A 15105-nucleotide genomic window follows, 5' to 3' on the forward strand; every position below is an offset into this window, starting at 1 on the left:
CTTGGCGGTGGTGGAGCCGGATCAACAGGCCCCCGATCCGGCCCCCGATGGTCCCCGATGTCAGGAGCGTCACACCGTGCCGACCCCACCCACCCCGACAGATCTCACCAAGTCCGCTCCCCCGCCCGCGCGTTCCGTGCTGCGGGACGCCGCCTTCCTGCGGCTGTGGTCCGGCGCCACCGCGTCGGGGCTCGCCACCTGGGCACTGCCGTTCGTCCTCGGCCTCGCCGTACTCGACCGCACGCTGTCCCCCGCCGCGCTCGGCCTGCTCCTGGCCGCCCGCACCGCCGGATTCCTCGCGGCGGTCCCCGTGGGCGGGGTGCTGGCGGACCGGCACTCCCGGCGCGGAGTCGTTCTCTGGTCGGGCCTGGTGGCCGCGGCCTCCGCCCCGCTCCTGGCCGCCGGACTGGGGCGCTCGCTTCCCCTGATGGCACTCGCCGCCGCTCTGGCCGGAGCCGGTCAAGGCGCCTGCCGGCCCGCCTTCCAGGCCCTCACGGCGGAAGTCGTCGACCCCGGGCGCAGGCAGCAGGCCAACGCCGCCATGACGCTCTCCGTCCGGGTCAGCACCCTCGCGGGACCCGCCCTCACCGCGCTGCTCGCGGTCGCCTTCGGCACCGGGACACTGCTCCTGGGCATCGGGGCGCTCTGGCTTCTTGCCGCGCTCATACCCGGGCGTGGTGGTCGTGGCGAAGGGCGCGGGACGGGGCGCGGCGCGCCGGGTGTGCCCGGTGCCGCGCCCCAACGCGGCTCATTCCTCGCGGAGTTCGCCGACGGGGTGCGCGAGGCGCGCAGGCACCCCTGGTTCATGGCCACGCTCGCCGCACTGACCGCCGTCATCGCCACCGGCTACTCGGCCACCGGTGTCGCACTGCCCCTGGTCAGCCGGGACCGGTACGACACCGGTGTGGTCCTCGCGGCGGCCACCACCGCCTACACCGCCGGAGCCCTCGCCGCCGCACTGCTCATCGCGCGCTGGCGCCCGCCCTCCCAGGGCTGGGCAGCCCTCGCCGGACTGGCCGCCTACGGCTTCGCCCCGCTGAGCCTGCTCTTCCCGGTGCACCCCGCCGTCGTCATCGCCGCGTACGCGGTCGCCGGAATCGGCATCGAACTGTTCAACGTCCCCTGGTTCACCGCCACTCAGCGCGAGGTGGCACCCGACAGGCTCGCCCGTGTCTCCTCTCTCGACTTCATGCTGTCGTACGGTCTCGCGCCGGTCGGCCTCGCGCTCATCGCCCCGGCCATCGACGCCTTCGGCGCCCGCGCCGTACTGACCGTGTGCACGCTGATCTGCTTCATGGCCCCGGCAGCCGCCGCCCTCGTCCCCAGCGCGCGCCACTTCTCGCGCGGGCCGGCCCCGGCCGAGAGCGTGCGGGCGGGGTGAGCACCTTGACGCCCGGCAGACCAACCCGGCTATCAGACCTTGTAGGCGGCGATCAGCAGGTACTGGAAGCTGCCGTCCTTGTAGGCGTCCAGGAAGGCTTTCTCGATGCCGGTCGCCAGGGGCGACTCGGCGCGCAGTTCCCAGTAGGGGATGGTGGCCGCGGTGAGGTCGACGACGCTGACGGGGACCAGGCGGTTGGCGGCCATTTCCTTGAAGTAGCGGCTGCGGGGATGAATGCTGCAGATGTAATGGGCGTTGATCTCACTGACGGCCCGGGACGGCAGCCCGTAGGCGTCGTTGTAGCAGCCGGTGATGGTCACGTAACGACCGCCGTGCTTGAGGAGCCTGGCGTATTCGGGGAACAGGAGGGTCAGGTCCACGTACTTGGTGCTCTCGTTGTTCCAGATGGCCTGGAAGCTGTCGCTCTCGAATCCGGTGTGCAGCATGTTCTTGAGGTGGAAGCGGACCTTGTCGTCCACGCCGTGCTCCCTCGCCGTCGCCAACTTCCGCGCGGCGGACGTCGCCAGGCTCTGCTGCCCGGATGGCTCTGCCAGTACGGCTTCACGGTCGGCTTCAACGGTCATGTGTGATCCTCAGCCCTCCTGTAGGTACGCCGAATTACCCTCCCTCTTGCCGACTTCACCTGTCATCACACGAAGGAAGGCGAATGCCCTTACCCGGGCGGGGTAGAGCGCCAGCAGTGTCGTTTTCTTCGCACAGATGTCCACCCTCGCGACGCGACCGACAGCACAAGCCCGCCAGCCACCAGCCACCGGGGCCGCCCTTCAGGCAGCGCATTTGCGTAGCCTTGCTCCTCCGGCGACGGAACTTCCGCGCGGGCTTCCGCCAACAGGGGTACCGGAATTGACCCCCGGTCAGACTCGCAGAGAGCCTCAAACGCCTCAGCTCACGAAGTGTTCTTCCCGCGCTTGGCGAATGTCCACCGCTGCCGCACTCGACGCCTCCGGCCACCTCAGGCCGTATGCGTGGTTCCCGTGAAGCACACGTCAGGAGCCGGTCCGGGCGAAGGATCTGTGGGCCTTGATGAAGTGGCGTTCGCCTGCCGCTGCTTGGCCCGCCGGCGCGGAGACCCAGAGGTCGTACATCTTGCCGCCCTCGTTCCAGCTCAGGTCGTAGGTGCGGCGCGGGCCGCCGTCGGTGGGGCCGCCGTTCCAGGTGAACTCCCAGACAGCGGCCGGGAAGCCGTTGTGGGTGGTCTCGCGGACCGAGCCGTTTCGGTAGCCGGGGTAGTCCGACGGGCCGTCCTTGTGCGCTTGGCGCATCACCGCCGCGGGGCCGTTCGGGTCCAGCGGCTGGGGGTGGACGCCTATACGGAAGGCGTTGTCCGTCGAGTTGTAGTAGACGCGGGGCGGTTCGGAGGAGCGGAGGAAGCCGGTGGGCGTGGCCATTGTGAAGCCGCTCGGGTCGTTGACCGTCCGGTAGTCCGCGGGCTTGTCCTTGCCGGGGGCGGCGGAGTTCTTCTTTCCGGGGTCCTTCGGCATGTCGGGGTTCTTCGATGCCTGCCCCGTCCCCTCCTGCCCCGCGGTGGAGTCGTCCCGCGTCATGACCCACGCGCCGGTACCGCCCGCCGCGAGGGCGGCGACCAGGGCGCCGGCAAGGATCGCCGTACGGACCCGGGGGCGCCCGGTCGGTGCGGCGGCGGCGCCGAGCAGGGTCGGGTCGCCGGGCGGGATCGACGCCCCGGAGTGGAGGGTCGCCGGCATGTGGGGCAGGGGTACGGTCGGTGCCCGCCCCTCCATCAGGAAGCCGCGCAGCGCCTGCTCCGCCTCGTCCGCGCCGAGCCGCCGGCCAGGGTCTCGTTCAAGGAGGCCTGCCAGAACCGGATGCAGCGGACCGGCCGAGTCGGGCACCTTGGCCTCGTCCATCACCACGGCGTGCAGCACGCCGACCAGCGAGTCGCGGCGGAACGGCGTCTCCCCCTCGACCGCGGCGCAGAGCAGCACCCCGAGCGACCACAGATCGGACTCCGGGCCCGCCCGCTCCCCCGACATCCGCTCCGGAGCGGTGTACTCGGCGGAGCCGACGAACGCCCCCGTCTCCGTCAGCGTCGCCTGCCCGTCGACCTGCGCGATCCCGAAGTCGGAGAGCACCACGCGATCCGTGCCCGCCTCCATGAGTACGTTGGCGGGCTTGAGGTCACGGTGCAGCACTCCGGCGGTGTGCGCGGCGCGCAGCGCGGCCAGCAGCGCGAGTCCGATACGGGCGGCCTCGGCGGGCGGGACGGGGCCGTCCGCCACGATCCGGTCGGAGAGCGAGCTGCCGTCGATCAGCTCCATCACGAGCCAGGGCTGCGCGTCGTGCTGGACGATGTCGTGCAGGACCAGGACGTTGGGGTGTTTCACCTGCGCGACCGAGCGCGCCTCGCGCAGCGTGCGTCCGCGCCGGCTCTCGGCTTCGGCGGGCGAGAGCTCCAGGTCGACGTGCAGCTCCTTCATCGCCACGGCGCGGCCGAGCAGTTCGTCGTTCGCCCGCCAGACCGTGCCCATACCGCCGCGTCCGAGCGGTGTCGTGACGCGGTAGCGCCCCGCTATGAGATCCCCGTGACTTGCCATTGCCGCATCATACGAATCCTCATGGCGAAAGAAGCAGTTGGGCGGAACGTTCCGAGATGAGCCTTTCTCCCATCGGGAACGTGACCCGAGGCCAGGGTCAGCCGCGCCTGTCGATGAGCGCGGCCAAGCCGTCCAGGATGCGTTGCAGCCCGAACTCCCACGCCTGATCCTGGCCGTCGGACTCGACCGCCGACGCGAGGGCCGCCGTGAGTGCGGGAAACGCCTCTCCGTGCGACCGCATCAAGTCGCCCAGGATGGCCCCCAGTTGTGCCTCCGGGGTGCCGGCGGGGCCGCCCGCCGCGTGGGCCTGCTGGGTGATGCCGCGGATGTGAGCGACCAGCAGGACAGCCGCGTCCATCCGTTCGGCACCGTTCAGCCCCGTGCCGTCCAGCGCGGAGACGGCACGCTCCAGCCAGGACAGCTCCCCCGGCCCCTGGACGCGCGGCCCGACCGTCGCGGCCGGCACCCAGGAGTGCTGGAGAAAGAGAGTCAGCAACTGACTTGCCCACTGCTCCAGTTGCTCCCGCCAGCCCACGGACCGACCCTCCTCCGGCGGCGGGCAAGGCCCGATCGCGGCCTCCACCATCAGGGCGACCAACTCCGTCTTGCCCGGTACGTAGCGGTACAGCGCCATCTTCGTCACGCCCAACCGCGCGGCGACGCGCTGCATGGACACGTCGCCCAGCCCCTCCGAGTCGGCGATCTCGATCCCCGCCCGCGCGATGCGGCGCAGGTCGAGCGTCGGCCGGGGACCTCGCGCGGGCTTGGGGTGTGGACCCCACAGCAGCCGCACCATCTCGGTGCGCTCACCATCCATGGCTGCCGCTCCTCCCGCCTCGCAGCTCGCACCTTGCCGAAACAACTGCGTCTAGGGTACACAGTAATTAATAGTGTCCTCAGGACACAGTTTTCGAGCGGAGGCATGCCGTGAACAAGAACGTCCTCATCTCCGGCGCGAGCATCGCCGGCCCGGCGCTGGCCTTCTGGCTGGGCCGCTTCGGCTTCGAACCCACCGTCCTCGAACTGGCCCCCGCCCTGCGCCAGGGAGGCCAGGCCGTCGACTTCCGCGGCGAGACGCACCTGACCGTGCTGGAGCGCATGGGCCTGCTTCCCGCGCTGCGCGACATCCAGACCGGCGGCAGCCCGATGCGCTTCGTCGACGAACGCGGCCGGACACTGCTGCGGCTGCCGGCCGAGTTCGCCGGGGGCGAGATAGAGGTGCCGCGCGCAGACCTGGCCGGTGTGCTGTACGAGCACAGCCTCCCCCGCGCCGAGTACGTCTTCGGCGACTCGGTCACCGGCCTGACCGAGACGCCGTCCGGCGTCCGCGTCGACTTCCGGCGCGGAGCCTCACGCGACTTCGACCTGGTCATCGGCGCGGACGGATTGCACTCCAACGTCCGCCGCCTTGCCTTCGGCCCGGAGGAGGACTATGTGAGCCACCTCGGGTACTACGCCGCCACCTGGCGGCTCCCCAATGAACTGGGCCTGGAGAAGGGGTCGGTCGGGTACAACGTGCCGGGGCGGCTCGCCTCCGCCGGCGCCGACCATCGGGATCCGGCCCGGGCAGGGGCGTTCTTCGCCTTCGCCTCGCCGGAACTGTCCTACGACCGCCACGACCTCGACCGGCAGAAGCAATTGATCGACAACGCGTTCTCCGGACTCGGCTGGGAGGTGCCCCACCTGCTCGCCTCCCTGCACCAGGCCCCCGACCTGTACTTCGACTCCATCAGCCGGGCGGACGTGGACACTTGGTCGACGGGTCGAGTCTGTCTCGTCGGTGACGCCGCGTGCGGGGCCACCATCGGCGGCATGGGCTCGGGAACCGCGGTGGTCGCCGCCTATGTGCTCGCCTGCGAACTCGCCCGAGCCCGCGGCGACCACCGGACGGCCTTCACGCGGTACGAAAGCAGGCTCCGCAAGTACGCGAAGGGCTGCCAGGCGGGCGGCGAGCGCACGGGAAAGTTCCTCGCCCCCGGCACCGCCGCCGGCCTGCGTCTGCGCAACACCCTGCTGTCCCGTCCCCTGCTCCTGAACGGAATGCTCAAGCTGGGAGAGCGAGTCAGCAGCACCGTGACCCTGCCCGACCATCCGGCCGACCTCAGCCCCACCGGCCGGTGGCCGTGACCCCTTCGGAGATCGGCGCGTTCGGCCCCGCCCGGCCCCACTCGCCCGGCCCGGCCCCCGAAATGACCAGAGGCCCGTTTCGGATTTCTCCGAAACAGGCCCCGATCTACGACTGTCACGAGTCGGGACGACAGGATTTGAACCTGCGACCCCTTGACCCCCAGGAGTAAGACTGATCCCTTTTGTCTGCATATACAGCTAGAAATAAGGGAGAGCGGCGTGCTCCGCTGTCCATGCCGTTCACCTGTGCCTACACCGTATGGTCCCCAACTGGTACCCAAGGCGGAGCCGGGACCGTACCGCAGAGGGCCAAGGACGCCGCATGGCGGGGCGTTCAACAAGGCGTGGCTGGACAAGTACGCAGCCTGGTCGGGGCACACGGCGCAAGAGGTCCACGACATGAACTGGCTCTGCCTGCGTGAGGCGGAGTTGCCGCAGGTCGTGATCTCAACGACGCCGAAGCCGCTGCCACATGTGAAGCGCCCGGTCGAGCATGGCCGCACGCAGGAGAAGCCGCATCGGAAAAGGAGTGGGGGCCGCGGCGGGTGCGCGCGGTGGACTTATTCACGAGTCGTGGTTCTGGCTCAGCTTCTGTGGTGCCCACATGGTGAGTGATCGCGTTAGTCGAGTGCATCAAGAATCAGGCGGTACAGCTCGCGGAGTTCGCCAAGACGCCCGAGGAACAGCGGCGCGTGCGCCTCGCCGACCTCGCCGCGTCGGTCGACCGGCGCTTGCCGGCCGTCGACGGCGCCCACGACGAGAGCAGCGGCAAGAGATGATGCCCCGTCCGGCCGACGACGATCTGGCCCACCTAGCCGGCGGATCTTCGGGGGCCCGGGACGCCTGGCACGGCACCTCGCTTCGTTGACAGCGTTTTCGAAGGCATCCGAGTACGTCCAGTACGAGGCGGAAGCGGCTGGTAGATCCAGGTGTCCAGCAGCGGCCCCGCCTTCACCGTCCAGCCCGGCTCCTCGTGCAGTTCGCGCTCGACCGTGGACTCGGGGTTGGGATCCGTTGCCTCCAGCCGGCCGCCGGGCAGTTCCCACTCGTCACGTTCGTTCTTCAGCAGCAGCATCCGGCCGCGCAGGTCCAGGGCGACGCCTTTGACGGAAACGGGCCAAGTGGGGGGCGGGTGCGTCATGGGTTTCCTCGCAGTGCGGGGCAGTGCCGGAGTGTTCGGACCGTAGCCGCTGACGCCCTGTCCTGGCCGCGGACGGCATACTTCGGCGCCGGTGACGGACACGCCTCCCAGGTGCTCAGCTCCCACCCCGACGGGCGCGTGTCCATCAGGCTGCGATTCGATGCCCTCGCCCGATGGAATGCCATCGTCCAGCCTCACCTGCCGTGTTGCGGCTCATCCTCGGAGGGTCTGACGAACCGCTGACCGTACGGCTCCCCCTCCCGACGGAACGGGCAGCCGTACGGCGCAGCCCGCGCCACGCATAGACCTCGTACAGAAGCTCTGAGACGTGATCGTGTTGAGCCGCTGCTGTGGCAAGCCGCCATCGCAAGCACAGGTCAGCCTCGGCGCCGGTGACGGACACGCCGGAGTGCCCGCCGTGGTCCGTCTGTCGGTGGCTGCGGCAGCGGATGCGGCAGCGGCGCTTGCCGGCTCGCAGCGCGTCGTCCCCGGCCCGCTGGACGCCCTGGTGCGGGGCCTTCAACGAGGAGGTGCGATCCTGCGCCGTGTGGCGGCTGACGTCTGCTGTCGGCGCGGAACGCGAGAATGGCCACGTCGTCCGCTCGCTCGTGAGGGAGGGGAAGCAGTGCGTTGACGAGTTCGGTGAGGGGTATGTCGGGGTTGCGGGCGAGGTTGGCCTGGTCGGCAAGGCGCTGCAAGCCGTCGGAGATGTCGGTGCCTGCCACTTCGACCAGTCCGTCGGTGTAGAGCAGCAGGGTGTCGCCGTCGGTGAGTTCGTGGTGTGAGTGGTGGCGCTCCATATCCGGTGCGACGCACAGGGGTGGATCGGGTGTGAGGGGGCCGTGCAGATAGCGGGGCGGGCCGTCGGCGGGGATCAGGAGGGGCGGTGGGTGTCCCGCGTTGGACAGGGTGACGCTCCAGGCGCGGTTTGCGGTCGGGCGGAGCTCGGTGTGCAGGGCGGTGATGAGGGGGGCGGTGCTGACGCCTTGCAGTACGTGGTCGAGGCGGCTGAGTGTGTGCGCGGGGTCGGCCGGGCCGTCGGCGTAGGCCAGTGCTCGCAGCATGCTGCTGGCCTTGGTCATCTGGGTTGCCGCGTCGAGGTCGTGTCCGGCGATATCGCCGATGGAGAGGGCGACGGCGCCGTCCGGTAGCACGATCGCGTCGTACCAGTCACCGCCGATCTCCGCCGTCGCGCTGGCGGGCTGGTAGACCGCGGCCAGTTCCGCGCCGTCGACGTGGGGCGGCGTGGTGAGGAAGGACCGCTGGAGGACCAGGGCGGTGTGGCGGACGCTCTGGAGCTCCAGAGCGCGCCGCAACGGGCCCCGGACGCTGTGGAGGACTTCTTCGAGCAGGCGGAGCTCGGAGTCGTCGGGCGGCGGGTTGCCGAGGCAGGTGGCTGCTGCGGCCAGCGCCACGGTCCGTTCGTCGACGACGACGGGCACGATGGCCAGACTGGTGGCGCGGGCCTGGACCATCCAGTCGGCGGACGGCTCTGACACCAGGGCTTTCGGCGGTTCGCCGGGAGGGAAGGTCACCAGCTTCGTCCGTCGGCTGTCGACCACTGTCTCGGCCAGAGCGCCGAGTGTGAAGTCGTCCGTGATCGGCGGGAGCGGCGGTACGCCGGCGGCGAGCGCCGTCCGTGCCCTGGTGGCGTTGAGGGCTTCGGCGCCGGACCGGGTGTGCTCGGGGTGCCTCAGCTGGAAGACGACGAAGGCGTCGACGAGATCGGGCACCACAGCGGAGGCGGTGGTGGCGAACGCTTCTCGCAGGTCGCGGGCGGAGGCGGTCGCCGACGCCCGCTTCAGCAGACGGTCCCGGGTCTGCTGGCGCCACTGGTCCTCGGCGTCCGCCACGGTGCCGATCCACTCGTAGAGCTCACCGCGGCGAAGGACGGGCACGGCGATGATCTTGACATGCCGGTAGCGGACGGGGTTCCCGGCCCGCCGGATCCGCACTACGGCGTCGAGCAGCGCGTCGCCCCGGGCCGTGGCGGCCCACTGTCCGGCGAACCAGTCGCGGTCCTTCGGGTGGACTGCGTCCATCCAGGAGAGAGCGGGCTGACTGGGGTGCCACAGGCCGCCCCCCGTCTCCCCGAGGCTGCCGACCAGAGCCGAGACCTCGCCCTGCGGGGTCATCCGCCAGACCACCTGAGGCACGGCCGAGTGCAGGGCCTCGTACCGCGCCAGGTCCGCGTTGGGATCCGCTGTGTCCGCCGGGCGCACGGCGGTGCCCCCCAGCTCGTCCGGCGCCCTGACCGCGAGCAGTAGCACGGACGCCCCGTGCCGGGAGGTCACCGGCAGACAGCTCACCACCCAGAATCGATGCCCGGGCGGTCCCTGGGCTGTGACCCCGGCAGCATCGAGCAGCGCAGGGGAGCGGTCGGTCCCGGCCCGGTCCAGCGCCCGGAGCACCGGGCGCAGCCCCGAGCCGGCCAGGGCGACGCCGGCCTCCTGACCGCAACGCCAGAAACCGAACAGTGCCCGGAAGGCCCGGTTGCACTGCACCAGCCGGTGCCGGGGGCCAGTCAAAAGCGCGGCGGCGACGGTAGCTTCCTCGAAGCTCTCGAACTCGAACATCGGCCACTCTTTCTGATCTGCGGACCGCCTCACAACGATGATCCCCCGGTACGGGGTACAGGGCATGTGCGGATCAGCTGATTCCGCATCCCTTCGCGGATACTGGGCGGGGAGCCGAGCAGCCCGTCGTGGTGGGCGAGGTCGGCGGCGAGCAGACCCGTGCCGGCGCGCGGGTCGTCGTCGGTCGCGGGCGCGCCTCCGGCGTCGGGTCAGGCTTCGGTGGCGGTGGGACCGGTGCCGGCGAGGTCGTATCGGCCCTGTTCTCGTATAGCTACCGCCAGGTGGTGTGTAGCGCTGAGCAACTACGTGGGGCTGCGGTCGCGCTGCTGGAGGGCGGCGAAGTCGGCGTGTGCCGTTTCGACGGCCTCCGGGTACGCCTGGGTCTTCTCGTGCTCGGCCAGCGCCCGGTAGACGCTGGAGAGGCTGGGGCTCTGTCCCTTGCGGCGGCCAGTGGGGATGAGGAGGTCGGGCTGGATGTCCTCGACGGTCTCGCCGTTCGCGCGGCGGCGGAGCACGGTGTGCAGCATGTCGTCGGTGATGACCGGCGGTCGGCCGCCGTGGTTGCCCTTGCGGGCCGCGGCGTCCAGCCCTTCGAGGGTGGCCTCCCGGATGTTCTCCCGTTCCGTCTCCGCCATTGCTGCGAAGAACCCGAACAGCAGGCGCCCCGGTCCGCTGGGGTCGTACATCCCCTGGAGAGGGCCGGCGAGCATCTCCAGGACCAGGCCGTGGGCGGTGAGGTGGTCGGCGAGCGCTGTCAGCTCCGCGGCGTCGCGTCCCAGACGCTTCATCTCGTTCACCGTGAAGATGACGCGGCAGTGCGGGGCGTGGGCCTTGATCTCCCTCGCGACGGCGAGCGCGGCCTCGAACTGCGGGCGGACCCGCATCCGGGTGCTGAACTTTCGGCGAAGATCTTGTCCCGTGGGATGCCGTGTCCGGCGAGCGCGTCAAGCTGCGACTGGAGTTCCTGGGTGAGGCTGGAGCACCGCGCGTACCCGATGCGGATGTCCGCGGTCGGGGTGTCGTGATCGACAGGCGCGGGCGCCGGGCCGCCACGGCTGGCCGGGGCCGCGGTCGGCAGGGGTGGGCACGCGCAGGAGTTTCGCGAGCCGGGGCACCTTGGTGAAGCGGCCGGTGTGGTAGGTCCCGGCAACCGCGCCGGAACGCGAGCGGCAGGGTGAGCCTGGCTGAGCGTTACAGCGTGGGCAAGGATGGCGCTCGACGTCGTCCGCTTCGGACGTAAGTGCGATCTGAGGGTCCGTCATGGCCCCGGATGCTGTCACAAACATTTCCCAGAACATGCCTGGTTCCACTTTTGAGTGAGAGCGAGTTGTGACAGTGAATCCGCGACCCGGGCCGCTCCCGCTGACTGTTCTTGATCTTGCTCCGAGAAAGGGTCGTTTGTGAGAGACGGCCATCGAGGCTGCGAAAGCTTCGAGGGCCTTGCCCTGTGCCTCCGAATCTCGGAGGCACGTTCACACGTCGCGGTGCCGCACGACGAGCACCGCGAGGACGACCGCGATCAGCGGCCAGAGCGCGTACACGGCCCACGAACCGGGGACGGTGGAGCTGTAGGCGAGCGAATGGGGGTCCGGCGCCCAGTTCTGGACCAGTCGCTTCCATGCCGTGACCGGCATCGCGTGGCTCACCGCGGCGGACCAGCGTGCGCTCTGCGAGAAGATCGGCGGCAGCATCACCAGGGTGAAGGCGCTGGTGACCATGGTGGTGGCGCTGTGCCTGATCAGAGCGCCGAAGCCGAGGCCGATCAGTGCGCAGACTGGGGCCAGCAGGGAGGATGCCACCAACGCCCGGAGCACTCCGGGATGGGTGAGCGGAACTCCGGCCTGCTGCCCGTTCAGGATGGCTTGGGAGATCAGGAAGCAACCGGTGGAGATGACCGTACCGACCGCGGTCCAGAGCGCGGCGGTGACGACCGCCTTGGCCAACACCACCGCACCACGCGCGGGGACAGCCACGGTGGTGGTGCGTATCAGGCCGCTGCTGTACTCGCTCACGACGGTGAGGGCGCCGACGCTGCCGGCGACGAGCATCAGCGCCATGTAACCGGCCGCGGGGAACGCGTCGAACACGAGGAATCCCTGATCGGCCCTTGCTGCCGGGCTCATCGTCCGGAGTCTGTTGATCTCCGTCAGTGCCGCTACAGCGGCGGACCCGATGACAAAAAGGGTGGTGAGTGCGAGGGTCCACGGGGTGGAGCGCAGGGACCGTATCTTGATCCATTCGGAGACGAGCAGGTTGCGGAACCGGACGGCCAGCTCAGCGACAGTCACGGCCGAGATGGTCGGGGTGGCCGAGGAGAGTGTGGTCATCGGGGTTGTCCTGCCTGGTATTCGACGCTGCCGGCGGTGAGTTCCATGAAGGCCTCCTCCAGTGAGGCGGTCCGGGTGGTCAGCTCGTTCAGCAGGATCCGGTTCTCGAAGGCGAGCGCTGCGATCCGGTCCGCCGATAGCCCGGTCACGGCAAGCTTCTGGGCGTCCGCCGACCCCTCCGGCTCGACCGACGCCCCCGCGGCGGTCAGCACTGCCGTCAGCTCGGCGGCCTGCCGCGTGCCCACCACGACGCCAAGGCGGGTGCTGCGTGCAGCGAAGTCCCGTACCGACTCGGCGGCGATGAGCCGGCCCCGGCCGATGACGACGAGCTGGTCGGCGGTGTTCTCCATCTCCGACATCAGGTGGCTGGAGAGGAAGACCGTACGCCCCTCGGCCGCCAGGCGCCGGAAGAGGCGGCGCATCCAGAGCACGCCTTCCGGGTCCATGCCGTTGACCGGCTCGTCGAACATCAGCACCGGCGGGTCGCCGAGCAGCGCGGTGGCGATCCCGAGCCGCTGCTTCATGCCGAGCGAGAAGCCGCCGATGCGGCGGGACGCGGCCTCGGCCATGCCCACCTCGTGCAGCACCTCGTCGACCCGGCGTGGGGAGATCCCGTTGCTGTAGGCCAGGGCGGACAGGTGGGCCGCGGCGGTGCGTCCGCCGTGGACCTGGCCTGCGTCGAGGAGGGCGCCGACGTGCCGCAGCCCGCGCGGGTGGCTGCGGAAGGGGACACCGCTGACTGTGGCACCGCCGCCGGTGGGCGCGTCCAGGCCGAGGATCATCCGCAGAGTGGTGGTCTTGCCGGCTCCGTTGGGGCCGAGGAATCCGGTGACCTTGCCCGGTCGCACGGTGAAGGACAGCTGGTCGACTGCGGTCTTGTCGCCATAGCGCTTGGTGAGTTCGTTGACTTCGATCACAGGGACAACCCTGCCGGGAGGGCCCCGTCCGGTCATGGGGCCGTGGGCGGCAATCGCGCGGCCGCCTTCGCCCGTGGGCGTACGTCCGCGGGCCGATCCCCCAGGGGCGGCAGCTGGATACCCTCGCGGGATGGACGCCATACCGACCACCCCGTTGCCCTCGCGCGTCGCACGGCGCGGTCTCCCTCTTGAGAGGCCACACCAGCGATGACGAGAACGAAGACCATGGCCTGGGTGGGAGGCGCCCTATATCTCCTCGCGGTGGGGCTGCTCATCGGAGGCGCGCCGCGGGCTTCGGGCACCGTCCACGGTATCGGGGCACTGCTTGCCGCGAGTCTGCTCGTCGGTGTGCTGCGACGCATGCCGTTCCTGGCGCTATCCATTGCGCTCTTCGGATCCACCGCCGTGGTGGTGGGCGCCCCGAGCTCCGCCCGTGTGAACCTGTCGGCTTCGCACCAGGGCCAGTTTCTGTCGTATCTGGCGGTGGACCTCGTCCTGGGCTTCATCGTCGCCATCTGCGCGCGGCGAGCCTCGATCGTCGCCGTGGCCGGATCCCTCATCATCCAGCTCCTGATCATCGGCGGCTACGCGCACGGGGACAATCTGATCGTCAACGTCGTGATCGCCCTCCTGGCGATGGCAGCGGCCTGCACGGTCGGACTGCTGAGCCGTGAGCGCCGCGAGCACGCGGTGGCACTGCGTTCACAGGAGGTGGCCGAGGCCGTGATCGCCGAACGGCTGCGGATCGCCCGGGAGTTGCACGACATGGTCGCGCACAGCATCGGCATCATCGCCATCCAGGCAGGGGCGGCGAGCCAAGTCATCCGGACCCGGCCCACGGAGGCCGGTGAGGCACTGCGGGCCATCGAGGCCACCAGCAGGGAGACTCTGTCGGGCCTTCGGCACACCTTGGTGGCACTCCGTCAGGCAGGCCCGGGTGCGGCGGCCACGGGAGGGCAGGCAGTCCTCGCACCCTCGCCAGGTCTGGCGGACATCGACCGGCTGGCGGCGGCCACGGCCGACGCGGGGGTACATGTTGATGTGCGCCGCAGTGGGAAAGAGCGCCCTCTGCCGGCCGACATCGGCCTGTCCGCCTTCCGTATCGTTCAGGAGGCGCTGACCAACGTGGTCCGCCACGCGGGCACCGGACGCTGTCGGGTACTCATCGACTACGGGGACGAGGAGCTGTCCGTGGAGGTCGTCGACGATGGGCGCGGTGCCACCGAGAACGGATCGGCCCACGGCTTCGGCCTCGTGGGCATGCAGGAGCGGGTCACCCTGCTGTCCGGCGACCTCAGCGCCGGGCCGCGCCCCGAGGGCGGGTTCCGGGTGACGGCCCGGCTGCCGCTGCCCGCCCCCGTCAAAGTCGCGGTGGAGGCCCGATGACCACCGGTCCCGTACGCGTCGTACTCGCCGACGACCAGCCACTGGTGCGGTCCGGCCTGCGTCTGGTCATGGCCGATCACCCCGACCTGGAGGTCGTCGGCGAAGCCGCCACCGGCGCCGAGGCGGTCCAACTGGTCAGGGACATCAGCCCTGACGTCGTGGTGATGGACATCCGGATGCCCGGCATGGATGGGATCGAGGCCACCCGCCAGATCACCGCCGGCCCGTCCGCGACGCGCGTCCTCGTCCTGACCACGTTCGACGAGGACGACCACGTCTACGGCGCGCTGCGGGCCGGAGCGAGTGGCTTCGCGGTCAAGGACATGGCATTGAACGACATCCTCGCAGCCATCCGCGTGGTCGCCGTCGGCGATGCGCTGATCGCGCCGGGGGTCACGCGCCGGTTGATCGCCGACTTCGTCGGGAACCCCCCGCGGCGCTCGCCACGGCCAGTCGAGGGCATCACCGAGCGGGAACAGGAAGTCCTGACCCTCATCGGGCGCGGCCGGACGAACACTGAGATCGCGGAGGACCTCTTCATCACGGTGGCCACCGCCAAGTCGCACGTGTCACGCCTCCTCACCAAACTGGGCGCCCGGGACCGGGTCCAGCTCGTGATCACCGCCTATGAGATGGGGCTCGTCACTCTGCCCGGCTGAGCAAGCACCACTGCTCCG

The 15105-nt window shown here is 70.2% G+C and carries 12 protein-coding genes and 1 pseudogene; 5 read left to right on the forward strand and 8 right to left on the reverse strand.

Annotated features, from left to right (window positions below; translation table 11 throughout):
- Nucleotides 1-76 precede the first annotated feature (76 nt).
- Entirely contained in the window at nt 77-1381 is a 1305-nt protein-coding gene (locus OG700_RS03600) for an MFS transporter (RefSeq protein ID WP_405608749.1), read from the forward strand.
- A gap of 32 nt (nt 1382-1413) precedes the next feature.
- Here OG700_RS03600 and OG700_RS03605 read toward each other — a convergent pair.
- The 3 genes and pseudogenes from OG700_RS03605 to OG700_RS03615 form a co-directional block, all read right to left on the reverse strand.
- Nucleotides 1414-1878, reverse strand: a pseudogene (locus OG700_RS03605) (methyltransferase domain-containing protein); the annotation flags it as partial.
- 510 nt (nt 1879-2388) lie between these two features.
- Nucleotides 2389-3954: a serine/threonine-protein kinase gene (locus OG700_RS03610; RefSeq protein ID WP_405608752.1), complete on the reverse strand. Its 1566-nt coding sequence runs from the start codon at nt 3952-3954 to the stop codon at nt 2389-2391.
- Between the two features lie 97 nt (nt 3955-4051).
- Nucleotides 4052-4771 (reverse strand): TetR/AcrR family transcriptional regulator, encoded by a 720-nt coding sequence (locus OG700_RS03615; RefSeq protein WP_405608755.1) that lies wholly within the window; start codon nt 4769-4771, stop codon nt 4052-4054.
- Between the two features lie 110 nt (nt 4772-4881).
- Here OG700_RS03615 and OG700_RS03620 point away from each other — a divergent pair, with 110 nt between their 5' ends.
- Together OG700_RS03620 and OG700_RS03625 are read left to right on the forward strand one after the other, a co-directional pair.
- Nucleotides 4882-6081, forward strand: coding sequence for an FAD-dependent monooxygenase (locus tag OG700_RS03620; RefSeq protein WP_405608758.1), 1200 nt, complete (start codon nt 4882-4884; stop codon nt 6079-6081).
- Between the two features lie 611 nt (nt 6082-6692).
- Complete coding sequence (locus OG700_RS03625; protein ID WP_405608761.1) at nt 6693-6860, forward strand: hypothetical protein; 168 nt, start codon at nt 6693-6695, stop codon at nt 6858-6860.
- Nucleotides 6861-6892: 32 nt separating this feature from the next.
- Here the strand turns inward: OG700_RS03625 and OG700_RS03630 are convergent, their stop codons facing one another.
- The 5 genes from OG700_RS03630 to OG700_RS03650 form a co-directional block, all read right to left on the reverse strand.
- Nucleotides 6893-7222 carry an NUDIX domain-containing protein gene (locus OG700_RS03630; RefSeq protein ID WP_405608764.1) on the reverse strand — a complete coding sequence of 110 codons (330 nt, stop codon included), beginning with the start codon at nt 7220-7222 and terminating at the stop codon, nt 6893-6895.
- 377 nt (nt 7223-7599) lie between these two features.
- Nucleotides 7600-9798 (reverse strand): SpoIIE family protein phosphatase, encoded by a 2199-nt coding sequence (locus OG700_RS03635; protein WP_405608767.1) that lies wholly within the window; start codon nt 9796-9798, stop codon nt 7600-7602.
- Between the two features lie 302 nt (nt 9799-10100).
- The gene (locus OG700_RS03640) at nt 10101-10682 is read right to left on the reverse strand and encodes a recombinase family protein (protein ID WP_405608770.1); all 582 of its coding nucleotides are present in this window, start codon (nt 10680-10682) and stop codon (nt 10101-10103) included.
- A 588-nt stretch (nt 10683-11270) separates the two neighbouring features.
- The gene (locus tag OG700_RS03645; RefSeq protein WP_405608773.1) at nt 11271-12125 is read right to left on the reverse strand and encodes an ABC transporter permease; all 855 of its coding nucleotides are present in this window, start codon (nt 12123-12125) and stop codon (nt 11271-11273) included.
- Nucleotides 12122-13042, reverse strand: a complete 921-nt coding sequence (locus tag OG700_RS03650) for an ABC transporter ATP-binding protein (RefSeq protein ID WP_405608776.1) — start codon at nt 13040-13042, stop codon at nt 12122-12124. Before OG700_RS03650 ends, OG700_RS03645 begins: the two co-directional genes overlap by 4 nt.
- A gap of 207 nt (nt 13043-13249) precedes the next feature.
- Between OG700_RS03650 and OG700_RS03655 the strand changes: the two genes are divergently transcribed.
- On the forward strand, nt 13250-14428 hold the full coding sequence (locus tag OG700_RS03655; protein WP_405608779.1) for a sensor histidine kinase: 1179 nt from the start codon (nt 13250-13252) through the stop codon (nt 14426-14428).
- Nucleotides 14425-15087, forward strand: coding sequence for a response regulator (locus OG700_RS03660; RefSeq protein ID WP_405608782.1), 663 nt, complete (start codon nt 14425-14427; stop codon nt 15085-15087). The genes OG700_RS03655 and OG700_RS03660 overlap by 4 nt, the downstream gene beginning before the upstream one ends.
- Nucleotides 15088-15105 lie beyond the last annotated feature (18 nt).

This window comes from Streptomyces sp. NBC_01508 (assembly GCF_045040315.1).
In the GTDB taxonomy this organism is placed as follows: Bacteria; Actinomycetota; Actinomycetes; order Streptomycetales; family Streptomycetaceae; genus Streptomyces.